Annotated in this window: 18 protein-coding genes; 11 read left to right on the top strand and 7 right to left on the bottom strand. The window is 45.3% G+C overall.

Annotated features, from left to right (window positions below):
- Nucleotides 1-9: 9 nt before the first annotated feature.
- The 4 genes from smc to rlmF all read left to right on the top strand — a co-directional run bounded on the left by smc (nucleotide 10) and on the right by rlmF (nucleotide 7,805).
- Entirely contained in the window at nucleotides 10-3,462 is a 3,453-nt protein-coding gene (smc, locus tag FTV29_RS06425; protein WP_159138584.1) for a chromosome segregation protein SMC, read from the top strand.
- A 1-nt stretch (nucleotide 3,463) separates the two neighbouring features.
- The gene (locus tag FTV29_RS06420) at nucleotides 3,464-4,456 is read left to right on the top strand and encodes a cell division protein ZipA C-terminal FtsZ-binding domain-containing protein (RefSeq protein ID WP_159138563.1); all 993 of its coding nucleotides are present in this window, start codon (nucleotides 3,464-3,466) and stop codon (nucleotides 4,454-4,456) included.
- Nucleotides 4,457-4,564: 108 nt separating this feature from the next.
- A complete protein-coding gene (gene ligA, locus FTV29_RS06415; RefSeq protein ID WP_159138564.1) occupies nucleotides 4,565-6,604 on the top strand; it encodes an NAD-dependent DNA ligase LigA in 2,040 nt (679 codons plus the stop codon).
- A gap of 226 nt (nucleotides 6,605-6,830) precedes the next feature.
- Entirely contained in the window at nucleotides 6,831-7,805 is a 975-nt protein-coding gene (gene rlmF, locus FTV29_RS06410; protein ID WP_100357348.1) for a 23S rRNA (adenine(1618)-N(6))-methyltransferase RlmF, read from the top strand.
- Between the two features lie 121 nt (nucleotides 7,806-7,926).
- On the opposite strand, the gene FTV29_RS06405 is transcribed toward rlmF, so the two are convergent.
- A complete protein-coding gene (locus tag FTV29_RS06405) occupies nucleotides 7,927-8,994 on the bottom strand; it encodes an aldehyde reductase (RefSeq protein WP_159138566.1) in 1,068 nt (355 codons plus the stop codon).
- A 342-nt stretch (nucleotides 8,995-9,336) separates the two neighbouring features.
- Here FTV29_RS06405 and bfr point away from each other — a divergent pair, with 342 nt between their 5' ends.
- Nucleotides 9,337-9,801, top strand: a complete 465-nt coding sequence (gene bfr / locus FTV29_RS06400) for a bacterioferritin (RefSeq protein WP_005095949.1) — start codon at nucleotides 9,337-9,339, stop codon at nucleotides 9,799-9,801.
- 56 nt (nucleotides 9,802-9,857) lie between these two features.
- On the opposite strand, the gene FTV29_RS06395 is transcribed toward bfr, so the two are convergent.
- The 5 genes from FTV29_RS06395 to FTV29_RS06375 form a co-directional block, all read right to left on the bottom strand.
- Complete coding sequence (locus FTV29_RS06395; protein ID WP_159138567.1) at nucleotides 9,858-10,274, bottom strand: biopolymer transporter ExbD; 417 nt, start codon at nucleotides 10,272-10,274, stop codon at nucleotides 9,858-9,860.
- Between the two features lie 21 nt (nucleotides 10,275-10,295).
- The gene (locus tag FTV29_RS06390; protein WP_159138568.1) at nucleotides 10,296-10,721 is read right to left on the bottom strand and encodes a biopolymer transporter ExbD; all 426 of its coding nucleotides are present in this window, start codon (nucleotides 10,719-10,721) and stop codon (nucleotides 10,296-10,298) included.
- A 16-nt stretch (nucleotides 10,722-10,737) separates the two neighbouring features.
- Nucleotides 10,738-11,628 (bottom strand): MotA/TolQ/ExbB proton channel family protein, encoded by an 891-nt coding sequence (locus FTV29_RS06385; protein ID WP_159138569.1) that lies wholly within the window; start codon nucleotides 11,626-11,628, stop codon nucleotides 10,738-10,740.
- Between the two features lie 36 nt (nucleotides 11,629-11,664).
- Nucleotides 11,665-12,366: an energy transducer TonB gene (locus FTV29_RS06380; protein WP_159138570.1), complete on the bottom strand. Its 702-nt coding sequence runs from the start codon at nucleotides 12,364-12,366 to the stop codon at nucleotides 11,665-11,667.
- Nucleotides 12,367-12,516: 150 nt separating this feature from the next.
- Nucleotides 12,517-15,183 (bottom strand): TonB-dependent receptor, encoded by a 2,667-nt coding sequence (locus FTV29_RS06375; protein ID WP_159138571.1) that lies wholly within the window; start codon nucleotides 15,181-15,183, stop codon nucleotides 12,517-12,519.
- A gap of 744 nt (nucleotides 15,184-15,927) precedes the next feature.
- On the opposite strand from FTV29_RS06375, the gene FTV29_RS06370 reads away from it, so the two are divergent.
- Genes FTV29_RS06370 through FTV29_RS06345 form a run of 6 tightly spaced genes read left to right on the top strand, consistent with a single transcriptional unit; the run spans nucleotide 15,928 to nucleotide 25,396 of the window.
- On the top strand, nucleotides 15,928-17,685 hold the full coding sequence (locus FTV29_RS06370; protein WP_159138572.1) for an ABC transporter substrate-binding protein: 1,758 nt from the start codon (nucleotides 15,928-15,930) through the stop codon (nucleotides 17,683-17,685).
- A 22-nt stretch (nucleotides 17,686-17,707) separates the two neighbouring features.
- On the top strand, nucleotides 17,708-19,513 hold the full coding sequence (locus FTV29_RS06365; RefSeq protein ID WP_100534764.1) for an ABC transporter substrate-binding protein: 1,806 nt from the start codon (nucleotides 17,708-17,710) through the stop codon (nucleotides 19,511-19,513).
- A 19-nt stretch (nucleotides 19,514-19,532) separates the two neighbouring features.
- Nucleotides 19,533-21,539 (top strand): M3 family metallopeptidase, encoded by a 2,007-nt coding sequence (locus FTV29_RS06360; protein ID WP_100534700.1) that lies wholly within the window; start codon nucleotides 19,533-19,535, stop codon nucleotides 21,537-21,539.
- Between the two features lie 12 nt (nucleotides 21,540-21,551).
- Nucleotides 21,552-22,490 (top strand): ABC transporter permease, encoded by a 939-nt coding sequence (locus FTV29_RS06355; protein ID WP_159138573.1) that lies wholly within the window; start codon nucleotides 21,552-21,554, stop codon nucleotides 22,488-22,490.
- A 7-nt stretch (nucleotides 22,491-22,497) separates the two neighbouring features.
- Nucleotides 22,498-23,649, top strand: coding sequence for an ABC transporter permease (locus FTV29_RS06350; RefSeq protein ID WP_159138574.1), 1,152 nt, complete (start codon nucleotides 22,498-22,500; stop codon nucleotides 23,647-23,649).
- A 10-nt stretch (nucleotides 23,650-23,659) separates the two neighbouring features.
- Nucleotides 23,660-25,396, top strand: coding sequence for an ABC transporter ATP-binding protein (locus FTV29_RS06345; protein WP_159138575.1), 1,737 nt, complete (start codon nucleotides 23,660-23,662; stop codon nucleotides 25,394-25,396).
- Between the two features lie 54 nt (nucleotides 25,397-25,450).
- On the opposite strand, the gene rluB is transcribed toward FTV29_RS06345, so the two are convergent.
- Complete coding sequence (gene rluB, locus FTV29_RS06340; RefSeq protein WP_074384125.1) at nucleotides 25,451-26,542, bottom strand: 23S rRNA pseudouridine(2605) synthase RluB; 1,092 nt, start codon at nucleotides 26,540-26,542, stop codon at nucleotides 25,451-25,453.
- Nucleotides 26,543-26,580 lie beyond the last annotated feature (38 nt).

Genomic DNA, 26,580 nt, shown 5'->3' with positions numbered 1-26,580 from the left:
CAGGACATTATGCGTTTAAGCAGTTTAAAACTTTCAGGCTTTAAATCTTTTGCCGACAGTACCACTTTACATTTTAAAGATAATCGTACTGCAGTCGTGGGACCGAACGGGTGTGGTAAATCTAACGTCATTGATGCCATACGCTGGGTCATGGGTGAGTCCAGTGCGCGCCAGCTGCGTGGTGGCAGCATGCAGGACGTGATTTTTACCGGAACTGCCAAGCGTAAACCGGTGGGCATGGCCAGTGTAGAACTGCGCTTTGACAATACCTATGGCAAACTGGGCGGCGCTTATAATGCCTATAATGAACTGGCAGTCCGCCGTCAGGTCAACCGCGATGGCAAGTCTGAATATTTCTTGAATGGCAGCAAATGCCGGCGTCGTGACATTACCGATATTTTTCTGGGCACCGGTCTGGGGCCACGTTCTTACGCGATTATTGAACAGGGCATGATCAACCGTCTGGTCGATGCCAAGCCGGATGAAATGCGGGTCTATATTGAAGAGGCTGCCGGGGTTTCGCGTTATCAGGCACGGCGCCGTGAAACCATGCTGCATCTGGATCACACTACGCAAAACCTGTCGCGTCTGGAAGATATTGCCTCTGAACTTAAATCTCAGTTAAAAACCCTGAAACGTCAGGCTGAAAGCGCGATTCAATATAAGCAACTGGAAGCACAGATTCGCAGCATCAAGATCGAAATCCTGTCTTTTCAATGTGAACAAAGCCAGCGCTTGCAAGAAGAATATACCGTGGAGATGAATACTCTCGGAGATAATTTTAAGCTGGTACGTTCCGAGCTGACTACGGTTGAACATGATTTAGGAAGTACCAGTGAACTGTTTCAGCGTCTGATTCAGCAATCGACACCTTTGCAAAGTGAATGGCAACAGGCCGAGAAAAAACTGGCCGAACTGGAAATGACCTTGCAGCAAAAACAGTCTTTGCTCGAGCAAAATTCCACCAGTCTGGTCAAGCTGGAACAGCAAAAAGCCCAGACCAAAGAGCGTTTGCAATTGATTGAACTGCAACTCGATACCTTGCAGCAGCAAGCTGAAGATCAGCAAACACAATTGCAGCAGCAAGATGGAGAGAATCAGGCGCAGAGCCAAAATCTGGCTGATCTCAAATCACAACATACAACAGTCGCGGCACAATTTGCCCAAATCAAAACTCAGGTCGAACAGCAGCAGCAGCGTAAATTACAAATGTTGGCTCAAAGTGAACAACTAGCCAAGAATATTGAGCGGATTGAACAGCAAAAACAGACCGTACAGCAACAGAGCATACAGATTCAGCATCAAGCGCAACAAGATGAGCTAGAGCAATATCAACAAGACAAGACTGAGATCGAACAGCAGCTATTCACATGTGAAGCGCAACGCACTGTATTGCAAGATCAATTGGCCCAAGTTCAGACCGAGCAGGCAGAACAGCAGCAGTGCTTGATGCAGTTAAAATCTGAAATTCAGGTGCTGCATTCAGAACAGAAAAACCTCAGTCAATTGCTGACCAAAGCCAATCCACATGCCAAGGCCGATGCACTACAGCTGATGCATGTACTTAAGCTCAACGATGCAGGCAAAGACCATGCAAAGCTGATCGAAAAGTTTCTGGCAAAATGGCTGTCTGCCCAGATTCTGGCAGAGGGTGAAAACTTTCTTGAAGATCGGGCGCGTCAGTTAAAACCATATGCTGTACAGGATAAAATTCAGATTGCCAATACGGTGTGTCTGGCCGACTGGATTGAATCTCCACAGTATTCACTGTGGCAGCAGGTTGCAGTTGTAGATTCATTAGCGCAAGCCTTGAAACTTCAAACTGGGCTTTTGCAAGGTCAGACCCTACTCAGTCTGGATGGCTATCAGGTTGGGCCTGATTGGGTGATTGCGCTGGATTATGATGAATCGAGCCAAGCCGCTCAGGGCGCATTGAGTCATCGTATCCGTCTGGAGGAAATCGAGCTTCAGTTATCAGCACTGAATAGCCAACTTAGTCAGGCTGAAGAGCAACTGCCTGAACTGAATCTTCGGGTGAAGGAGTTAAAAACCCAGATTCAAACGATCAGTGAGCAGTACAAGCACACACAAAAGCAACTGCAACAACTCGATGTCAATATTGCCAAAGTTCAAAGTAGTGCTCAGGCTTTCGCATTACAGAAGCAGCAATTACAGCATCAGCTGCAACAACTCGATGAGCAGCTAGAAGAAGATGCCATGCAGAAAGACGATCTGGAAATTGATCTGCATGCTCTGAATATTAAGCTGGAACAAGCGCTACCAAATTATAAAACCCTGCAATTCCAGCTGGAAGCATTGAGCACTCAGTTAGATGACTCGCAGCAGCTTAGCCAGCAAGCGCAGCAGGAACTGGAACTGCTGCGCCGTCAAAGCGTACAGAGTCAGCAGCAGATTGAATTGCTGGAAAAAGATCAGGTATTTTTAATAGAACAGTATCAACAAATTAATCTACAAATCGAGCAAGCCAAGAAATTTGTCGATCCGGTACAGCTAGAATTGCCTGCTTTACAGAGCCAGTTCAATGAACATGCGCAGATCACTGAAAAACTGCAAAAAACCTGGGCCGACTGGCAGATCGAATTAAATCAGGTGCAGAGCAAACAGCAGCAGCTGACCGAACAGCGTCACAGTTTCCAGCAGCAGGATGAAAAACTGCGTACAGCACTGGAAGCCAAACGTCTGGCCTGGCAGGCAGCCAAATCTGATTTGCAGCATTATTCAGAACAATTAAAAGAACTGAATCATGAAGTCATCAGCGGTTTAACTATTGATGTCAAAACCCATCAGGCGAAACTGGAAAAAGCTCAGGCGCAGTTCGATAAGCTCGGTGCAGTGAATCTGGCGGCTTCTGAAGAATATGAAGAAGTCTCGAAACGCTATGAGGAACTGAGCCACCAGATGCAGGATCTGGAAAATACTGTGGAACAGCTACAAGCTGCGATGAAAAGTATTGATCAGGAAACCCGCAAACTGTTTATGCACACTTTTGATCAAGTCAATGCCGAACTGCAAAACCTGTTCCCGAAAGTATTTGAAGGGGGCGAGGCGAGTTTAAGTCTTGAAGATGGATGGCAATCGGGTGTAAAACTGATGGCCCGACCACCGGGTAAACGTAATAGCTCCTTGGCATTACTCTCCGGTGGGGAGAAGGCTTTAACTGCATTGGCACTGGTATTCGCGATTTTTCGCTTAAATCCGGCACCTTTTTGTGTACTCGATGAAGTCGATGCACCACTAGATGATGCCAATGTGGGACGTTTTTGTAATTTAGTCAAAGAGCTTTCTGAACACGTGCAATTTATTTATATTACCCATAACAAACTTGCAATGATGATGGCGACTGATCTTTTAGGTGTAACCATGCCTGAACCGGGAACCTCAAAATTAGTGACAGTAAATTTGGAACAGGCAAAAGAATACGGCTTAGCTGCGGAGGTATAATATGGAAATCACCACCATTATCGGGATTGTTATTGCAATTATCATCATGCTGTTGGGCATCAGAATGCTGCTCAAAAAACCTGTAGAGGCAGTCCCTTCACTAGATGCTAACCTGCATATCGATCCGGATAGCCAGACCCCTGTCATTCCTCGGCATGTACGATCGCAACTGGCAAAGCAGAACGCAGATCCGGCACAACGTATAGAGCCGAGCCTGAGCGTAGAAGAAAAGGCTCCTGAAAAACCTTCGGCATTTCGCAAGCCTGAACCGACCTTGGCTGAGCCAGCAGTGCTTGAGACAGCTGCAGCGGTCGAGCCGAGTCCAATGACCGAAGCTGAAGTGGTGGCAAGTTCTGCAAGCACAGAAGCAGCCGAAACATCAGTGGAGCAAAAGCCGGCCGAAGTAGAAGCGGAAAATAACCAGACGGAAGATAAAGATACCGCTGTTGAATTCAGTCTGAACAGCAGTATTGAAAAAGCGGAAATTTCTGAATTTAATGATGAAAGCAGTATTCTGGATGCTCATCTGCATGAACAGAAAATAGTGGATGAAGAAAGTGCCTTATCCAATGCTGAAACGATTATTTCATTGCATATCTATCCGCAAGGCCGGGTACTTTCAGGTGATAAAACCCTGAAAGTCTTGTTGAAATATGGTCTGCGTTATGGCGAACTGGCCTGTTTCCACCGCTATAGTGAAGATGATTCAAAACTGCTGTTTTCGGTACTGCAAATGACGGATACCGGCATGGAAGGTTTTGATCTGGAAACTCTCTCGACTCAGGAAGTCAAAGGTCTGGCCTTCTTCCTGGCTTTGCCGCATAGCGATGTACAAAATGCCTTTGATACCATGGACAGTATTTCACGTCTGATTGCCCGTGAAGTGGATGGTCTGGTCTACGATCAGAACCAGCAGGAATTTACACCACAATTACGTGAATTCTGGCGCCATCAGGCGATTGATTATCGCGCGGGTCAACCTACAGAAGTTTAAGCGGTTTTGTTCGATCTGCAAGTTGAATCTGTGGACTGCAATTTTTATAATAGCCAAAAGCTGAATATTCTACAGGGCGGATTTTCCGCCCTTTTTTATGGTGAAATTATGACCCAAGATGCCACTGTCATTGCGCAAATGCGTCAACTGATTCAACTGCTTGCCAAGCATAATCATGCTTATTATGTGATGGATCAACCGAGCATTGAAGACAGTGAATATGATCAGCTCTTTCATCAGCTCAAAGCTTTAGAACAACAATATCCCGATCTGATCCAGCCGGATAGCCCGACCGATAAAGTCGGCGGGCAGGCACTTGCAAAATTTGTGAGCATTACTCACGCCGTTCCGATGCTGTCCTTGGGCAATGTCTTTAATCAGGACGATCTTTTTGCTTTTGCTCGCCGTATTGAAGAGCGTTTGCCGAATCAAAAAATCGAATATGATGTAGAACTGAAATTTGACGGTCTGGCCATTTCCCTGTGGTATGAGCATGGCGTATTGACCCGTGGTGTGACTCGCGGCGACGGGGAAACCGGTGAAGATATTACCCAGAATGTCAGAACCATTCGCAACCTGCCGAAGCTGTTATCAGCAGTAAATGGCGTTATTCCCGATTTGCTGGAAGTACGCGGCGAAGTATTGATGCCGAAATCGGGCTTTGAAAAACTGAATGCCGCCAATGCAGCAAAAGGTGAAAAGACCTTTGCCAATCCGCGTAATGCCGCGGCAGGAAGTTTGCGCCAGCTCGATCCGAATATTGCCGCATTACGGCCACTGGCTTTTTATGCTTATGGAATTGCGCAGTGTGTACCGTATCATGGTCAACGCAGCATGTCGGACAGTCTGGAATGGCTGAGTCAGTTTGGTTTTGCTGTAGGTGAGCGCCACTTTATTTGTGACAGTATTCAGGACGTGCAAAAAGTCTATGAACAGATCATTGAGGAACGTGCCAGCCTCAGTGTAGAAATTGATGGCATGGTGATTAAAGTCAATGACCTGAAACAGCAGCAGCAACTCGGTTTTCTGAGCCGGGAGCCGCGTTGGGCCACCGCCTATAAATTTCCGGCAGTTGCCGCCTTGACCACCGTTGAAAATATTAACTGGCAGGTGGGTCGTACCGGAACTCTGACACCGGTGGCACGTTTGAATCCGGTGGCGGTCGGCGGTGTCACGGTATCCAATGTGACCCTGCATAATATTGGTGAAATTCACCGTCTGGATGTACGCATTGGCGATACGGTCAGTGTTTACCGCAGTGGTGATGTGATTCCTAAAGTCGAAAAAGTCTGGCCGGAATTCCGTCCGGTAGATACCGTTGAAGTGCATTTACCAGAAAAATGTCCAGTCTGTGATTCACCGGTAGTGATGCCTGAAGGTGAAGCTTTGGCACGTTGTTCGGGTGGACTGTATTGTGCCGCACAGCGGATTGAGGCGATTCGTCATTTTGTTTCGCGCAAGGCCATGGACATTGAAGGTCTGGGCGATCGCTGGGCAGAATCTTTGCTGCATCTGAACCTGCTCAAGGATGTCTCGGATATTTACCACCTGCATAAACATCGTGAGACCTTGCTCGGTATTGAAAAGATGGGAGCCAAATCGGTTCAGAATTTAATAGACTCTATTGAGAACAGTAAGAAAACCACATTGGCCGCATTTATTTATGCACTCGGTATTCGTGGCGTCGGTGAAACCACAGCACGTATGCTGGCCAATACCTTCCAGACACTGGAGGCACTGCGTCAGGCAGATCTGGAGGCATTAAAGAAAACTCCGGATGTGGGCGCTATTACTGCTGAATGGATTCTGGATTTCTTCCAGGCACCGCATAATCTGGAAGTTCTAGACCGTTTACTGGCCGCGGGCATTCACTGGGATGCGCCAGTTGCACCGACCCGTCAGCCACTCAATGGCGAAAGTTGGGTCGTGACCGGAACCTTAAGCAGTATGGGGCGCGATGAAGCGACTCAATTACTTCAGGCACTGGGTGCGCGAGTCAGCGGCAGTGTATCCAGTAAAACCAAATGCGTGGTAGCCGGTGAAAAAGCCGGTTCTAAACTGGACAAGGCAGAAAAGCTGGGTGTAACGGTCATCAATGAGGAACAGTTCATTGCCCTGATGAAAGAGCATGGGCAAATCGAAGACTAATCAGTTCTAAACAATGACTTAAATAAAAAAGACACTAAGGATGATGAGTCTTGAGGTGTCTTTTTTATTGCTAGTTCAAAACTATAGGTGAATGAGAGGGGGGAGGATAGACAAATACAAGGACGGGTTCGGCAATGTGAGTTGAATTCACGTACAATATCGATTCATTCGCAGGTATAGATCCTGCCTTATTGATTCTGTTCTCCCGTTGATGATTGACATACACATGGCTCAAGCAAAGAAATCTTTTCTGCAACAAAAATCGCAATTACATGCACGAAATCTGCATCGCAGTCGTTACGATTTTCCTCAGTTAATCAAGAGTTGTCCGGAACTTGCGCCTTTTGTCAGCCCGAATCAATATAACGATCTTTCAGTCAACTTTTCTGATCCTCAAGCTGTGAAAATGCTCAATAAAGCATTGCTCAAGCATTTTTATAGTATTCAATATTGGGATATTCCTCAAGATTATCTTTGTCCACCTATTCCGGGTAGAGCCGACTATATTCACTATTTGGCGGACTTGTTGAGTGATAGCAATAAAGGTCAGATTCCAATAGGACACGCCGTTCACGTATTAGATATTGGGGTGGGCGCGAACTGTATTTATCCGATTATTGGTCATCGTAGTTATGGTTGGAAATTTGTTGGCTCAGACATTCATCCTGCATCGGTTAAAAGTGCTCAATTTATTGTGGAGGCAAATCCAAATCTCAAAAAGGGGATTCAGATTCGATTGCAAAAGACACCGAGCAATATTTTCAAAGGCGTGATTAAACCTTCAGATCGTTTTGATTTGACTCTGTGTAACCCACCATTTCATGCTTCGCAAGATGAAGCAAATGCCACAGCAACGCAAAAATTACGCAAACTTGGCAAACCGGTTGATCGGTCTAAAGTGGTGTTAAACTTTGGCGGACAAAAGAACGAGCTGTGGTGTGACGGTGGAGAAGAACGCTTTGTTTGCCAGATGGTACAAGAGAGCACACAATTTGCTGAGCAATGTCTTTGGTTTAGTACACTGGTTTCTAAGAAAACCACATTGCCTATGCTGTTAAATACCTTGCGTAAGTGCGGTGCAGTGGATTTAAAAACCATTAAAATGACGCAGGGGCAAAAAGAGAGTCGTTTTGTGGCTTGGACTTTCCTAGATGCAAAGCAACAGCAAGCGTGGAAAAATGCGCGTTGGACTTCTGCTTAGCTTGTTTTTAGGCAGGAATAGTGAGCTTGTGGGCGCATAAGTCGGTGTAGTCGCTCAAATTTAATCTGACAGATACAATAAAAAAATCGGTAACTGTCAGATCAGGTTTGAGCTAGTACGATTAAGGAATATATTTTTTGACTACGCCATCATCGAGTAATTGCTGGAAATGCTCGACCAGACTTTCTCGTACCGGACGATACTGAATGCTCAGTTCATCCTGACTCTTTTGCGCATTGAAGTAGATCGGATAACCCATGTTCAGTTCCACAAACTTGGGACTAAAACCTGCCAATGGTCCAAACAGTTTAAAGGCCGCCTTTGGTAACTGATTGCGCGGAAAGGGGAACTTATTGCCAAAATGTGCTCGTAAAATCTGCCCCATTTCCAGCAGGCTCAGGCTTTCACTGCAAATGATATAACGTCCTTGCGCCTCCGGCTTAAACGCGGCACGAAGATGCGCTTCGGCCACATCCTGCACATCGACCACGCCATTCCACATCGGTGGAACGCCGAGCAAAGTCATGCCATTGGCAAACTGTTGCAGTACTTCGACACTGCCAGACTGGGTATTGGGAGTGAGGGATTTACCAAAAACCAGCGCTGGATTGATACAGACCAGCTGCCAGCGATCCTGTGCTTCTGCCATTTCCCAAGCCTTACGTTCTGCCATGACTTTGGAATAAGGATAAGGCTGATGAGTTTCCGAACTGGTGCTATTCCAGTGTGATTCATCAAAACTGTTATTTTTAGTTTGCAGAATATCAATGGCATCGCCATAAGTAGAGGCAATACTCGAGGTAACAATCACACGTTTCACGGATTCGGTGTGGTTGACGCTTTTCAGGACATTTTCAGTGCCTAAAATCGCAGGTTCAATAATATCTTTGACCGCATCCTTATAATTGGTGACCACAAAGGGCGATGCCATATGAAACACAATTTCACAGCCTTGCATGGCAGCATCAAAAGAACCTGGGCTCAGTAAATTGGCCTGAAATAATTTGAGGGTGCCTGGACTGTTCTCGGCAATTTTTTCTAAATGGGCAAAGCTTTTGCTTTTGTTCAGGTCACGTACCGTGGCATGTACAGTATAGCCTTGCGTGAGTAATTTCTGGATAACCCAGCTGGCAATATAACCCGATGCACCGGTGACCAGAACAGGTGCTGTTGTATGTGGATGTGTCATATTTAAACCGTTGTTGTTTTAAATTTGTCTGAATGATAAGCGAAATTTATGCATTAAGTACGCCAAATCGGTGATGTTTATACAAAAATAAGCAATCTTGCGGGTTTTAATGAATACTTACAAATCTTAACTGATGCATTTATCCGGCAGATTCTGCTTAAAGTGAATAGTCGTGACAGTGCAAAGTATTGTTTTATAAATGGGAATTAGTCTGGATCGAACTGTAAATGCAAGTACTTCTCATTTTAATTATATAAAAATCATATATTTAACCAATGTTAGGCTTTGCAAAATCTTTTGAGTTTCTCCATAATAGCCAGATAAAGGCAGGGAGTAATTCAAATGCGCGGTAATCCAGAAGTCGTAGATTATTTAAATATGTTGATCGGTGGCGAACTGGCTGCTCGTGACCAATACTTGATTCACTCTCGGATGTATGAAGATTGGGGTTTAACCAAAATCTTTGAACGTATCGACCATGAAATGCAGGAAGAAGCCCAGCATGCGGATGCGATTATCCGTCGTGTCCTGTTCCTGGAAGGTACACCAAACATGCAACGCGATGACGTTGAGATTGGTGAAGATGTGGTGAGCTGTCTGAAAGCCGACCTGAAACTTGAATACCATGTGCGGGAAAAACTGGCACAGGGCATCAAGCTGTGCGAAGAAAAAGGGGACTATATCACCCGTGATATGCTGCGCCAGCAAATGTCAGATACCGAAGAAGATCATACCTACTGGTTAGAAAAACAGTTGCGTTTAATTGAACTGATTGGCTTGCAAAATTATATTCAATCACAGATGTAAAATCGGATTGAGAAAAAACCCAGCATATGCTGGGTTTTTTTATATGTTGTAAATAGTTAGTTGTTATTACTCATAATTCCAATTTTTTTGACATCCAGACGCTGTGCAGAAGCCATGACCATCGCAATATGTTTATACTCGGTGGCACGATCCGCTTTGATTTTAATCTGATCCTGATCTGCGTTTCTGGCCACTGTTTGAAACAGAATTTCCAGAGCCTGAGGGCTTTCTACAGGCTGTTCATTCCAGAACATTTTGCCTTGTGCATCCAGACGTAATTCCACCAGCTCAGGCGGTTTTTCATCGGTCACAGGTGGCGTTCCGTTGGGCAGATCGATATTAATAGAATTATTTGGTAATGGAATCGTGATAATAAACATAATCAGCAAGACCAGCATGACATCAATCAGTGGCGTCATGTTGACATCCAACATCACATCATCATCTTGATTCGAACCCACATTCATACCCATAAACTTAATCCTTCTTCACTTTTAAGGTGTAGCGGGCGGTGTCGTGACAAAAGCAATTTTGCCAATACCGGCTTGTTGGGTGGTACTAATCACCTGATCAATCGCCTCATAAGGGGTTAACTGATCGCCGCGGATATGTACTTCAGGCTGAGGTGTCTTTTGCGCTTCAGCCTGTAAGCGGCTCAGTAAAACGGATTTATCTGCAATATAAATTTCGTTCCAGAAAATATCTCCAGTTTTATTGACGGCCAGCTGAACATTGTCTGGCTTGGTTTCATAGGGCACATTTCTTTCTTCAGGTAGATCGACAGGGACGGTATGAATTGCGACCGGCACAGTAATCAGGAAGATAATGAGCAGAACCAGCATAATATCAACCAGAGGTGTGGTATTAATGGTTCCAATTACCTCATCATCGCTGTCGTTTGAATTGACCATCATTCCCATGGCTGATGCCTCACTCTTACTTTACGTCACGATTAACAGAATTATTGGTCGTGATTTCACCGCTGAGTAATACTGCGTGCAAATCAGAACCAAAAGTACGCACTTCTTCCATGACCGCTTTATTACGGCGAGTCAACCAGTTGTAACCGAGTACTGCCGGTACTGCGACTGCCAGACCGATTGCAGTCATGATCAGTGCTTCACCTACCGGGCCAGCAACTTTATCGATTGATGCCTGACCTGAAACACCAATGGCAGTCAGTGCATGGTAGATCCCCCAAACTGTACCAAACAGGCCAACAAAGGGTGCAGTCGAACCGACTGTCGCAAGGAAGGCCAGACCGCCACTCAGATGGTTCTGAATTTTGTCGATTGCACGCGAAATCGAAATGGTGACCCAGGTATTGAAATCGATACGCTCAAGTAAATTACCACCATGATTTTTGGTTGAATTGATGCCTTTTTCCGCAATAAAACGGTAGACGCTGGCTTCGTCGAGGTTTTCGGTCGCATTATCCAGAGAAGAAGATTCCCAGAAGGTATTTTCAGCTTGTTTGGCCTGTTTGCGTATTTTGCCTTGTTGCAGGCATTTGCTGATCATGATGTACCAGGTACCGATCGACATGACAACCAAAATAAAGAGGGTGATTTTAGACACGATATCACCTTCTTTCCACATGGCTTCTAAACCATAAGGATTATACGCAGGCTCTTCGGCTACGGGTTCAGCCGGAAGTGGTGGCGGAGTAGGTGTTGCGGGTGTTGTAGCCGTTGTTTCAGTGATTGCACTCGTATTTGGAGTAGCGGACTGTTCTGCAAAAACAGCTTGCAAAGGTAATAAGGCGCTTATGGCAATCACACCAGCAGCAGTCATATTTTTTAAAGGTTTTAGTGATTTTTTCATCATAGATCTCCTGATTTTTTTCTTTATCTGTTGTATCTGTTAGTCAAGGACAAATTCATAGGGAATGTCATACCAAGATTCTTGCGGCTCACCATTTTTCATGGCCGGCTTAAAGGTACATAAACTGAATGCCTTAGATGCTGCACGATCCAGTGAGCGATTACCGCTCGAACTTTTTACTTTGGCATCTTTGACCTTACCGTCGGTATTTACATAGACAGAGATCAGGACTTCACCTTGTTCTTCATTCATGAGTGCATCGCGTGGATAGTCAGGACGTTTACAACCTGCTTCACCTTGTGCCACACCGCGAGTTACACCAGCGGGTGGAGGAGTTGGTGCTGGAGCAGCTGCGACGACTGGAGCCGGTGCTGCCACGGGACTTGGCGAAGGACTGGCGGCAACAGGTGTAGGTACTGCAACAGTCGTTGCTTGTGTAGGTGTAGCAAGTATTTTCTGTACAGGAACCACTTTTTCAACCGGTTTTAGCTCAGGCACTTGTGCCACTTTTTCCACTATTTTCGGTGGTTCTGGCGGGGTTTCTTTTGGTGGTTCAGGTTCAGGTGGCTTAATATCCTGGATAATCATCAGCTCAACCGGCTGTTCGGCCGGTTTAATAATGTCTTTTGCCATACCCGCCATGAGTACCAGGCCAACCAGGATATGCAAAAAAACCACCACCCCAATACCCGTCAGTTTCTTGGCGGAGTTTTTTTCTAAGTCTTCAAACTTTGTGCCCATCATGACTCCTAGAATTTAAGACAAACAGGAAATAGTGCACTGATGAGAAAATTGTTTTTGGTTACAGGCAGCATTATTTTTTTGTTCGACTAAAATTAAACGGGGAAAACTGCAAACACCGCTTGGCAGCAGTGTTTGCGAAAAGATTAATTAAAAGAATTTATAGGTACCACGTAAGAAGTAGGTACGGCCCATTGGGTCACCATGACGAGGATCATAGCCGTATTGGGCATTATTGGTTGCATCAGAAGCAGGTGGTTCTGCATCAAACATGTTACGGATACCAGCAGTTAGCTCCAGATTTTTGAATCCGTTATAGGTTCCTGCAAAGTTATAAAGCGTATAAGCACTTACATCACGTTCTTGTGAAAAGTCTTCATAACCACGGATATATTGTTGTTCTAGTCTCATTTTCCAGTTTTCATAAGACCAGTTAATATTGGCAATATGTCTCCAGCGAACGACTGCAGGATCATCATAGATGCCCACCAAACCTTTCCATGAGCCACCCGGTTCTTCTTGCTCATCCATTTTGATGACATAGGTCCCATCAATGCCGAAACCGAAGCGGCCGGTCGCTGTCATTGGGGTTAAATAATTCAGGCTAAGGTCAATCCCTTCAGTTTTTAAGCCACCCATATTTTGTAAGGTGGTGTTTAAATACTGAATACGGCCATCTGGTGCATAAACGATCAGGTTGCCATAGCGATCAAGATCATTGAAAATATCATTAGGTGTAACTGAGCTAACTAGACCTTCAATGTCAATATTGTAGTAATCGGCAGTGAAGACCAGATTCTTGATCGGTTCATAGACGAAACCGGCTGTAAAAGAGGTTGACTCTTCCGGCTGTAAGTCCGGATTACCACCCTGTTTACGCTTGAACTGCATACCACACTGATCGGCAAACTCGATGTTGTTCGGTGTGCCGTCTGCATTACAAAAACGCGGGTTATTAAAGTTGGTGCTGGTATTGGTTTCACTTTGTAAGGAGTTAATTTCCCACATACTTGGTGCACGGAATCCGGTGCTATAAGAGCTACGGAACATCAGTTCTTTCATTGGTTCCCAGCGTAGAGATACTTTTGGATTAAAAGTGTCACCAAAGTCACTATAGTCATCATAACGCGCCGCAAGTTGAGCTTCTAAGCTCGGCAAGATTGGAATGTGAAATTCGGTAAATACTGCAGTGATATCACGGTCACCAGAACTTGCAGGCTTGTCCGGATCAATACCACTACCTGGAACCTGTCGAACCAGATCCGCATTGACCTTGGCTTCCCAGTCCTGAGTGGTAAAGCTTCCGCCCAAGGCAAAGCCAACTTCACCCGCAGGTAGTTCGTAGATTGGGCGACTGACAGTGAAATCTAAGGTGGTGGAATCCAAGCTAGCCATATTGGTCGCGCCTGCTACATCAAAGGTCGACCATTTTCCAGCATCTGCAGCTGCCTGAGGACCAAATGGATTTAAGGTGCCATCATTAAGCGCAGCCTGAACCTGACTCTGGTTCAGATAACCACTGACGAAATTGTCAGTTGCTTCACTTTTGGCATAAGTTACGCCACCATTTACATCCCAGCCTAAAACCTCACCTTCGATTCCTGCAAAGAACCGGTTTGATTCATTCACTGATTGAGAAACGCGGTTACCTGACTGTGAACGTAAAAAAAGTGGGACTCTTGTATCTGTAAGACCAGCAATGCCTGGCGTAATACCTTGGCCCGGGTAGTATTTGCTGGTATCTGGAATAGAAAGGGTTCCAGCCCATACATCTGGGGCAATTGAAGTGGTCACTTCACTTTCGGTATAAATATATTCAGCAACGGCATTTAATGAATCGGTGAGTTTAAATGTACCTTTGGCTAAAGCAGAAAAGGTTTCTTCATCTGGAGTAATGCCAATGAGTGCTTGAGTATTTAACAGGCAGCGACTCCCTGAGATGAACATATTTGGAGCATTATTACAGTTCTGATTAATATAAGGGTTAACTATGCCTAGAGTTGAGGATTGCAAGTTAGCAGGAAAGCCCGAACCGGAACCAATTGACATGTTGAGTTCAGGAATCAAGCCACCACGACGGCTGACTTTACGGTCTTTGGCCATAATCATATCGGAAGTACGATAGTCGATTACACCATAAACGTTAAATCCCTGTTCGTCCAAATCCCCATAACCACCGAAAATCGAAACATCATACTTGTCGCCATTTTTTTCTTCCGGTGCTTGCAGTCCGCCCGAAATACCAAAACCTTGGTATTCTTTTTTGATAATAAAGTTAATTACCCCGGCAATTGCATCTGCACCATATACCGCAGAAGCACCATCACGCAGGATCTCGATACGGTCAACCATCGCCAGTGGAATGATATTCAGGTTAACTTCAGAGGTACTGAAAGGGCTATTTGCTAAACGACGGCCATTTAATAAAACTAGAGTCTTATCGGTACCAATACCACGCAGGTTGGCAGCTGAACCCGAAGTATTACTTTTACCGATATTTTGTGAAACAGCGAAGCCGGCTTGGTTAGCACTGACTTTATTAATGGCTTCTTCAACCGTGGTGACCCCTTGGTTCACCAGATCTTCAACTTTAAGTACAGTAATTGGTGATGCGCTTTGTGCTGCAACCCCTTTAATCGACGACCCCGTCACTGTCACTTTCTGAACTTTGGTCGGTTGTGCCGCAGAGTTTTCTGCTTCATCCGCTGCATGTGCTAAAGACAAAAACATCATACTTAAGGTAAGCGTACTTAACTTGAGTATCGTTTTGCCAACCGTTGGAGTCCCCATAGATCCGACTAGTTTATTTATTTTCATCGTAAAGTTCACCTTTCTTGTTGTGTGAAGATAATGCTGTATTCTTTTTAAGCAAAGCAAGTGCCAACTTAGCTGTAATTCTTGTAAAAATATTCAAAATATTAAGAAGTATTTAATTTATAACGGTTTAGAAAGAAAGAACTTATGCGTCAGGGAAAGCAGATAAAAGGTATTTGAATAAATAAGAAAAAATGATATTGAAAATCAGTATTTATGGCTTAATAGTAAGTATTATGTAAAAAATATGGTAACTGGTTGGCATTTTAAAATTTTGTAATGCCTTTGTAATACGGCTTAGGACTATGATTTAAAACTTTTATAGTAATAAGCTTAATAATTAAAAAATATAGATTTATTTTATTTATAGCGAGAAGTGCTGTACCGCAGGAATGCTATAAAATGACTCACTAGTGAATTATTTCTGTGCAATAAATTGAAAGTCATTGTAGGATTAATGCAACAAATACTCCGAATTGTATCTGAGTGATTTTATAAATGAATATTATTTTAAATAATTAATAAAAATATGTTTTTTGATGTACAAAGAACTTAATTATTACTTAAAGCCTAGAGTGGCATGAAATTAGCTTAGCTTTGAAAGATTAGGTTCATCATATAGGCTGAATGTTGAAAAATAAAAAACATGAAGCAGATAAAAAGTGATAGATACATATAAAAACTTATTCATTTTAATAGCTTAAATAAACAAAAATAGGTATGACTTTGAAATCAGCAATGTTAAAGATGACCGTTTTAGCACTGACCATCGGATCGGGGGAGGCGGTCTTGGCAAAATCGCCTGCGCAGTCAGATAAAGTTTTAAATATTGCATTTGAAGCGCCTGATGACGGTTTTGATATGGTCAAGACCTATAATTTTTATAGTGGCAGTATTGCCGAAGCGATTTTTGAACCCTTATTACGCTACGACTATCTGGCACGACCCGCCACTTTAACCCCGAACACTGCGGAAGCCTTACCCAAGATCGAGCAGGAGGGCAAAGTCTATACCTTCAAGATTAAGCCTGGAATTTACTTTAGTGCTGATCCGGCATTTAAGGGCAAAAAACGTGAACTGGTTGTCGAGGACTATATTTACTCCATGAAGCGGGTCATGGATCCTAAAAATCATTCGCCGACCTTTTCGTTTATTGAGGGCAAAATTCTCGGTGCAGATGCTGCCATTCAGCAAGCCAAAAGTTCTGGTCAATTTAATTACGATGCGCCAATTGCAGGACTAAAGGCACTTGATCAATATACCTTGCAAATCACGCTCACGCGTTCCGACTTTAATTTCCCTTATATCATGGCCTATGTCACTTTTAGCGGTACCGCCAGAGAAGTCATTGAGCATTATGGCGCGCGTGCAGGTCAGCATCCAGTCGGGACAGGGCCCTATCAATTGCATAAATATGTGCCGCGTAGCCGGATTGAATTAAAGGCCAATCCAGATTACCGGGGATTTAGTTGGAATTTTAAGGGTGAAAATACGGCCTGGGATCAACGTCTGGTGAAAGAAATGAGCGGCAAAAAAATGCCGCAAATTGGGATGGTCAAGGTCAGTATTATTGAAGAAGAACAATCGCGCTGGCTGGCGCTGAAATCGGGTCAACTGGATTATGACCGGCTCACTGCAAGCGGTGCCGAACAGGCCCTGGTCAATAAACAGCTCAAAAACGAATACAAGCAAAAAGGCATTTTACATTATCCAAATAAAGACGCAGAAATCACTTATACCATCATGAATATGCGCGATCCTGTGGTCGGTGGAAATTCACTAGAAAAAATCGCTCTGCGTCGGGCAATCGCCTTGTCTTATAACCAGAATGAAGCCATTAAACAGCTGTATAAGGGACATGCAGATAAAGCTGAAATGACCATTCCCGAAGGCGTGAATGGGCATAATCCAGCTTATAAAAATAGCATTGCCTATAATCCGCTTTTGGCCAATAAGCTGCTCGACCGTTTCGGTTATAAAAAAGGTGCAGATGGCTATCGGACTTTGCCTGATGGCAAACCTTTGACACTGAAAATGAACTCGACCAGTTCCAGCTCTTCAGTGATTGCAGCGGAATTATGGAAAAAAAATCTGGATGCAGTTGGTCTACGTATTGAATTTAAAATCAGCAATTTCGCCGACAACCTGAAAGAAGCCACGCAATGTAAACATATGCTGTGGGGCGGTGCCTGGATTGCAGATTATCCGGAGGGTGAAAATTTTGCTCAACTCTTATATGGCCCAAATGCACAGCAGGGCAACCTGAGCTGCTATACCTCAAAAGCCTATGATGCTCTGTATCAGGCTGCCATGAAGCTGCCACCAGATCAGCGTACGCCCTATTATGAAAAAATGAACCGGCAAATCGAAGCCGATAATCCCTGGATTTTACACAATACCCGGGTGCGTAACTGGCTGATCCATCCTCAGGTTCAAGGCTTTAAGGCACATCCAATCATGAACTCCGTTTGGCAATATCTCGATATTGAACCAGTCAAAAAATAAACCTATTTAGATGAAGAGTATGATGAAGGGAAATTTATCAAAGCAATTCAAGCAACTGACGGGTAGTGTTCTGCTGGGAAGTTTGCTCTGCTCGGGGATCGTTTCTGCATGGGCCATTAATCCTGCAGATCCTAACAAGGTGATTCGGGATGTTTTTCCGGTGGCAGAAACCGGATTTGATCCCGCCGCAACGCACGATGCCTATTCAGCCCGGGTTAATAGCGCGATTTTTGAAAACCTGTTTAGCTATGACTATCTGGCAACCCCAGCCAAGCTGATTCCTAATACCGCGGTTGCCATGCCAGAAGTCAGTGCAGATGGTCTCACCTATACCATCAAAATCAAAAAAGGCATTTACTTCGCCGATGATCCCGTTTTTAAAGGTCAGAAACGTGAACTGACGGCTTATGATTATGCCTATTCATTAAAACGTCTGATCGATCCCAACTTGCATTCACCAAATAGCTGGTTGCTGGATGGCCGGATTAAAGGGCTGGAAGCATGGGTCGCCTTAGGCAAAAAGAATGGCAAAGTCTATGAAAACCCCTTTGAAGGCATTCAAACGCCAGACCGTTATACCCTGATTCTGAAACTGACCCAACCGGATCAAAACTTTCCGATGTTACTGGCACATGGCCCAGCAGCTGCAGTTGCCCGTGAAGTTATTGAAAAGTACCGTAATAAAGCAGGCTTTGCGATGGACAAACCAGTCGGTACAGGCCCTTATTTATTGTCACGCTGGACTCCGGGTTCACGCATTATTTTAAAAGCCAGTCCGAACTACCGGAGTTTTGTCTGGAATTTTAAAGCCAGTAGCAGCGAAGACCAGCCCATTGTGGATGCATTGCAAGGCAAAAAAATGCCGCAAATTGGCACGATTGATATCCGGGTCATTGAAGAAGCCCAGTCACGCTGGTTGGCCTTTAATAAAAATGAACTGGACATGACTGAAATCGACGGCGACATGGTGGTTCAGGCGCTTGAAAATGGGCTACTCAAACCCTCCTTAAAACAAAAAGGGGTTCAGTTATCTAGGATTACCGATCCGCTGATTGGCTACCATTACTGGAATATGCAGAATCCTGTGGTCGGTGGGTTCAGCAAGGAAAAAATTGCGCTACGTCGTGCCATGGCCATGGCTTACTCTACCGACAATATGATCAGTGTCTTGCTCAAGGGCGATGCCAATAAGTTACAGATGCCGGTACCACCCGGAGTGGTTGGTTATTCGCCGGATTATAAAAGCAGTATTCCCTATTCGGTCAAGGCGGCCAATATGCTGCTTGACCGTTATCAATACAAAGTCGGGGCCGATGGTTGGCGCAGACAACCCGATGGTAAGCCTTTAGAGATTGAACTGATTGTCGGTAATACCAGTCGTGGTCAGCAACAGGCAGAATTCTGGAAAAAAGCCCTGGACAATATTCAGATCAAGATGGTCAGCAAAGCCATGCCATTTGCCGAGGCGATCAAGCTGGAAAAACAGTGTAAGACCATGTTTAAAAGCTCGGCCTGGATTGCTGACTATCCGGATGCCGACAACTTCATGCAGCTTTTTTATGGCAAAAATGTCAATGTCACCAACAATGCCTGCTTCAAACATCCTGAATTTGACCGCCTGTATGAGCAAACCCAAAGCATGCCAGCCAGTCCTGAACGTGATGCAATCTATCGCAAAATGTCCCGGATTCTGGAAGTGAATATGCCGGTACTGATGCTATATAGCACCTATCGTAATGTCTTGTCGCAACCTCGGGTCATTGGTTATAAAAACCATCCGATTCTGTCTTCAGAGTGGATGTACATCGATATTGATAGCAAAAAGTAAGAAAAATCTGGAGATAAATATGAAATCGAAGTCTTTAAAATTAAGTAGCTTATGTTTAGTCATAATGGGGGGGTATCAGGGGGTAGCGGCACAGACTCAAGCGCAGCTACTGCCATTATTTAAGGCAGCAGAGATTCCATCTTTATGTGATGCCAATCTGGCCAGCATGCAAAAAGATATTCAGATATTTGAAAATCAGAAAATTAAAAATAAGGCCAAGGCAGGGCCTTATCTGGCTGAATGGGATGAATTACATGCCAAAGCCCGGGATTTTGGTGCAGCAGTCGGATTGTATAGTAATGTCGATCCAGACCCTGCATTGCGTCAGGCAGCAGATGACTGTGAGCTAAAAATCAGCAAGTACCAGACCACGCTGTACCAGAATCCGAAACTGTATGCCCAGTTCAAGAAACTGAAAGCCAGTGATCCGATTGATCAAAAATTCTTGCAAGATATTCTGGAGCAGTTTGAAAAAACAGGGGTACAACTCAGTGCAGAAAAACAAAAGCGCCTGAAAGATATCATCGAAGAATCGACCAAGCTGTCTCAGGATTTCGCCAAAAATGTACGTGATAATCCGCATAAAGTCGAATTTACCCCAGCAGAAATGAAAGGTCTGCCAGCCAGCTATATGGCGGGGTTAAAGAAAAATGAAAAAGGCAATTATCTGCTTGGCTTTGATTATCCGGAATACCAGCCATTCATGGAGCTGGCAGAAAGTGATGAAGCGCGTAAACGTTATCAGATGGCTTATACCCGCCGTGGGACAGAGCAAAACCTGCAATTTATGAAAAAAGCCATTGATCTGCGTTATGAGATGGCCCAACTTTTTGATAAAGAAAGCTATGCACATTCAGCCCTTGAATTTCGTATGGCAAAAACCCCTGAAGCGGTGAATTCTTTTCTAGAGGATGTATATAGCAAAGTCGCACCTTTAGAGAAGCAAGATGTAGAGGAGTTACGCCAGTTCAAAGCCGAGACCTTAAAAGTTCCACGAGAGAAAGCAGATATTACTCGCTGGAATCAGGGCTATTGGAGTGAAAAACTGCGTCAGGCCAAATATAAGGTCGATCAGGAAAAACTGCGCGATTACTTCCCGACCGAAGCGGCACAAAAATGGTTATTTGCTGTGTCATCAGAACTGTACGGGATTGATTTCAGGCCGATGAAAGTCAAGGCCTGGCACAATGAAGTGGAATATTATGCGGTACATGACACTGCCTCAGGTGAATTCTTGGGCGGATTATATGTCGATAAATACCCGCGTGAAGGTAAATATGGACACGCGGCCGTCTGGGGCGCCTATGGTGGCAGTACCCTGAATCAGCGTCGTCCGGTGTCGGTACTGGTCACCAACTTCAACCGCAAAGGTTTGAACAGCAACGAGCTGGAAACCTTTGTGCATGAAATGGGGCATGCCTTACACGGGATTTTATCGAAAACCCGCTATTCCGAACAGTCTGGTACATCGGTAGAGCGTGACTTGGTGGAAGCACCTTCACAGATGTATGAAGAGTGGGCACGCCGTCTGGAAACCTTATCAAAAGTGGCCGATTATTGTGAACCGGCTTGTCCACGTGTCGATGCTGCCATGACTGAGCGTCTCAAAGACGTAAAAAACTATGGTCGCGGTCTGCATTATGCGCGTCAGACTTTATATGCGCAGTACGATATGGCCTTACACAGTAAAGATGCCCTCAAGACCGACCCATTAAAATTATGGCAAGAGATGGAAAGCAAAACTGCCTTGGGTTATGTACCCGGTCAGCAGTTCCCGGGACAGTTCGGGCATGTGATGGGCGGCTATCAGGCAGGTTATTACAGCTATATGTGGTCCGAGGTGATTGCGCTAGATATGCTCTCTGCCTTTGGCGATCAGTTGATGGATAAAAAAGTCGGTGCGCATTATCGCAATACGGTCTTGGCGCAAGGCGGACAAAAACATGGCGAGCAGATGGTGAAAGACTTTCTGGGTCGTGATCCAGACAGCAAAGCTTTCTTTAATGAAATCTCTGGAAAAAATTAAGGAAGGCAAGCGATGCTGGCATATATTATTCGACGGCTCTGGCAAATGATCCCCACCATGCTCGGGGTGATTTTGCTGATCTTCCTGCTGTTTAACTGGGTGGGGGGCGATCCTGCCTATATCCTCGCCGGTAAAATGGCCAATGCAGAACAGATTGAAAACATCCGGCAACAGCTTGGCGTGGATCAACCGTATTATGTGCAACTGTGGATTTTCACCAAGCAGATTTTAACCTTCGATTATGGGGTGAGCTGGAGTACCGGCGAGTCGGTGGCGCAAATTATTAGTACGCGTCTGGGACCCTCACTGACCATTCTGATTCCACTGACCATTTTGCAAACCATTATTTCCATCATTTTAGCCTTGGGTGTGGCGTCAGTTCGCGGCAGTCTGACCGATCGCATGATCATGATGCTGTGTACCATCGGTATGTCGATCAGTATTCTTGTCTATATCATTGTGTTTCAGTACTTCCTCGCTTATGAGCTGAGCTGGTTTCCGGTGCAGGGCTGGAGTGATAATTTCGCTGACAATCTTTTCAAATACGCCTTGTTGCCTGTACTGATTATGCTGGTGGTGAGTATTGCCCCGACCTTACGTCTGTACCGCAGTTTCGTACTGGATGAAGTCAATCAGGACTATGTGCGTACTGCACGGGCCAAAGGTCTGGGCGAGAGCCGGATTCTGGGCGTGCATGTGCTACGCAATGCCTCGATTCCGATTATTACCGATGTGATGGCGGGGCTTCCAGCACTGCTGATCGGTGCTTTCCTGATTGAGCGTTTTTTCGGTATTCCGGGGATTGGTCGTGAAGTGATTATTGCCGTAGAGCGTTCGGATTTCCCGGTGATTAAAGCGATTACGGTCTATGTTGCCGCTGCGACCATGATATTCAACCTGATTGCCGATCTGATCTATAAATGGGTCGATCCACGCGTACAGTTGAAGTAGGTGAATTATGCTGAGTGCGATATTTAAAAAAGAGCAACACGCTCAAGCCGTGCCTGAGTCTACTTCGACAGGATTATGGCAACTGGCCATGCGCCGTTTGAAACGTGACCGGATTGCCATGTTCTCCTTATTGGTGGTGCTGTTTTATCTGCTGCTACTTTTGCTTTCCATGAGCGGTTTTATTGCCAAGGACTGGAATAAAGAAGTGGCGGTCAGTTATGCACCGCCAAGTTTTATCAGTGCAGCGCCTATGCCGGCTGTTTCCGGTGAAGAACAGGAAGCAGAATTGGTCGTTTTACCGGTCAATCCAGTCGATCCTTTAAAAGAGGTGATTGCAGAACTCAATGCTGAAATTGCTGCTGAGCAAAGGATGGGGGGCAGCATTGATTATTATGGTGTAACAGATCCGCTGGCAGAAGACATGCGCGTCATTAACCAGCAGCTCGGTGGTCAGCTGATGGATCAGGACAGCGAATTAAAACAGAGTCTGATCTTTGGTGCGGATAAATGGGGACAGGATGTTTTACAGAAAACCATTAAAGGTGCGGAAACCTCGATTCTGGTCGGACTGGTTGCGGCTTTGGTCGCTGTGATCATTGGCACCGTACTTGGTGCACTTGCCGGTTATTTTGGTGGCTGGGTCGATGATCTCCTCAACTGGTTTTATAATGTCTTTACTTCAATTCCTTATTTACTGCTGGTTCTGGCAATTGCTGCGGTGTTGCAACAGAAAGGGATTTTATCAATCATCCTGATTTTAGGTCTGACCGGCTGGACTGGGGTTTTTCGTCTGGTTCGTGCCGAGTACATGAAACATACGGCGCGTGAATATGTACTGGCTGCCAAGGCGATTGGGGTGAGTAATTTACGGCGTATGTTTGTACATATTTTTCCGAATGTCAGTCATATTGCCTTGGTACAAATGTCCATTCTGGTGGTGGCTTTTATCAAATCTGAAGTGATTCTCAGCTTCCTTGGTTTTGGCGTGCCAATCGGAGTAGTGTCTTGGGGAAGTATGCTGAATGAAGCGCAAAGTGAGCTGATTTTAGGAAAATGGTGGCAACTGGCCGCAGCCTCGATTGCCATGGCAATACTGGTGACGGCTTTCTCGATGTTTACCGATGCACTCCGTGATGCATTAGATCCGAAACTGAAATAGGAGCGCAACCATGTCTGAAATCAATCCAAGTACAGCACCTGCGTTACTTCGCGTGGAAAATCTGCGTGTCAGTTTTAAAGGTGAAAATAAACAATATATCGAAACCGTAAAAGGGGTTTCTTTTGAAATTCCGGCCAATACTACGGTGGCATTGGTGGGAGAATCGGGAAGTGGCAAGTCGGTTACTTCACTGGCGACCATGGGCTTGCTCCCGACGGAAAGCGCGCGTATTTCCGAAGACAGCCGGATTATCTTTGAAGGGAAAAATCTGCTTAAGCTCAAAACCCGTGACATGCGCCAGATGTGTGGTAAAGACATTGCCATGATTTTTCAGGAGCCGATGTCCTCGCTCAATCCGGTATTTACGGTAGGCATGCAGATTGCAGAAATCCTGCAACTCCATTTGGGTATGAATAAAAAACAGGCGCGGCAACGTACTTTAGAACTGCTCAAAGAAGTGGGTATTCCTGCACCTGAAACTAAAATCGATGCCTATCCGGGACAGCTTTCGGGGGGGCAGCAGCAGCGGGTCATGATTGCCATGGCCATTGCCTGTGAACCCAAGCTGTTAATTGCGGATGAACCGACCACTGCCCTGGATGTCACCATTCAAAAGCAGATTCTGGACTTGCTGGAATCTCTGCGTCAGCGCCGTCAGATGTCGATGCTGTTCATTACTCATGATCTGGCTTTGGTGGGGGAAATTGCCGATCAGGTGATTGTGATGCGACATGGGGAAATTCGTGAACAGGGTTTGGTTCAGGACGTACTGGATCGACCTCAGGATATGTATACCCGGGCTTTATTGCATTGCCGTCCACAATTGTCGCAACGTCCGTTACGTTTGCCGATGATCAGTGATTTTATGAAACAGGATGGTTCAACCTGGCTGGACGATATCCACCTGAATACTCAACTTCCGCAACGCTCACGCGGACTCAAGGGCGGAGAAGAAATTATTCTGGATGTACGTGATCTGAAAAAATCTTTTTATAGCCGCAAAGGTCTGTTTGGCAAAGATGAATTTCAGGCGGTGAAAGGGGTTTCTTTTCAGCTGGCCAAAGGTAAAACCTTGGGGCTGGTCGGAGAATCCGGTTCGGGCAAAACCACCATTGGCTTGCTATTGATGCGTTTGCAACAGGCAACAGGCGGTAAAGCGCTATTTCAGGGGCGGGACATTTTGGCCATGTCTGAAAAGGAATTTAACCAGTATCAACGTAAAATCCAGATCATTTTCCAGAATCCTTATGCCTCTTTAAATCCGCGTTTTACCGTGGGGCAAATCCTGATGGAACCGATGCAGATTCATAAAATTGGTCAGGATGATGCAGAACGCAAGCAAATGGCTTTGGACCTGCTGGAGCGGGTCAGTTTGCCTGCCCAGGCTTTTTATCGCTATCCGCATGAATTTTCCGGTGGTCAGCGCCAGCGTATTGCAATTGCACGTTGCCTGACTTTGAAGCCTGAAATTTTGATCTGTGATGAGTCGGTCTCGGCGCTGGATGTATCGGTACAGGCACAGGTCTTGAATTTACTGCAAGATTTGCAGGATGAATTTGGACTCAGTTATATTTTCATTTCACATGATTTATCGGTGGTGAAGTATATTTCAGATCAGATCATGGTGATGAATCATGGGGAACTGGTGGAAATTGCCAATTCAGATGAATTGTATCAGTCACCACAACATGAATATACCAAGCGTTTACTCAGTGCCATTCCGCAAGGGATTCCACAAAGTGACTGATACATAAGGCATAAAAAAGTCAGGCAATTGCCTGACTTTTTTTATTTATCTTAATTAAAACTTTTTAAAGCCTTTGTTGACACCGTATGGACGACGCGGCGCATTTTCATCACGCTCTTCGCGGCGACCAAAAGCTTGATCTGGACGAGTTTCGCGGCGAGGAAATTGAGTATTGCCATCACGGTTGTCACGACGTACGAACTGCGTACCATTTTGGTTTTCATTTCTGTCACGACGACCATAAGCATTGTCATCACGACGCTCGCGGCCAGGGTTATTCTGTGGTTGTTGTTCATCACTGTCACGACGTTGCTGACGCAAGAAACCGCCACGGCGTGCAGCCATCGGTTTATCCTGCATACGCTCGTTACGACGTTTTGCCATACCAAACAGGCCTGTACCTTGACGTGGTTTCAGTTCCACAGCTTTGGTCAGGTTGTCGATATCGTTTTTATCCAGTTCAATCCAGCGACCGGTACGCAGTTCGCGTGGCAGAATCACAGTACCGTAGCGGGTACGCAGCAGACGGCTTACTTTCAGACCTTGTGATTCAAAGATACGACGTACTTCGCGGTTACGACCTTCTTTTACTACGACCTGGAACCAACGGTTAATACCATCACCGCCGAGTTCAGAGAACGATTCGAATTTCGCTGGGCCGTCATCTAATACCACGCCTTTAAGCATGGTGTTTTTGATTTGTGGTGTCACCTCACCCATGACACGAACTGCGTATTCACGTTCAATTTCATTCGATGGGTGCATCAAGCGGTTGGCAAGTTCGCCATCATTGGTGAACAGTAACAGACCGGTCGAGTTAATATCCAGACGGCCGACCATTACCCAGCGATCGCCCGGAATCGCAGGCAACTGTTCAAACACGGTTGGGCGGTTTTCAGGATCGCTACGTGAGCAGATTTCGCCTTCAGGCTTATAATAGATAATCACACGACGACGAATTTCGTCTTCAATCTGAAATGCAACTTTACGACCATCGATGCGAAGCTCATCACCTGGTTCGATTCGTTCACCCACTTGGGCAATTTGCCCATTGACGCTTACACGACCCGCGGCAATGACTTCTTCCATATAACGGCGAGAACCCAAACCAACGCGTGCAAGCACCTTTTGCAATTTTTCACTCATGACAGCATAACCTTAGAAATAATTATCAACAGTTCACC

It is taken from the genome of Acinetobacter sp. YH12254 (assembly GCF_013417415.1).
Taxonomy (GTDB): Bacteria; Pseudomonadota; Gammaproteobacteria; order Pseudomonadales; family Moraxellaceae; genus Acinetobacter; species Acinetobacter pseudolwoffii.
This window is presented reverse-complemented; position numbering and strand designations above follow the sequence as displayed.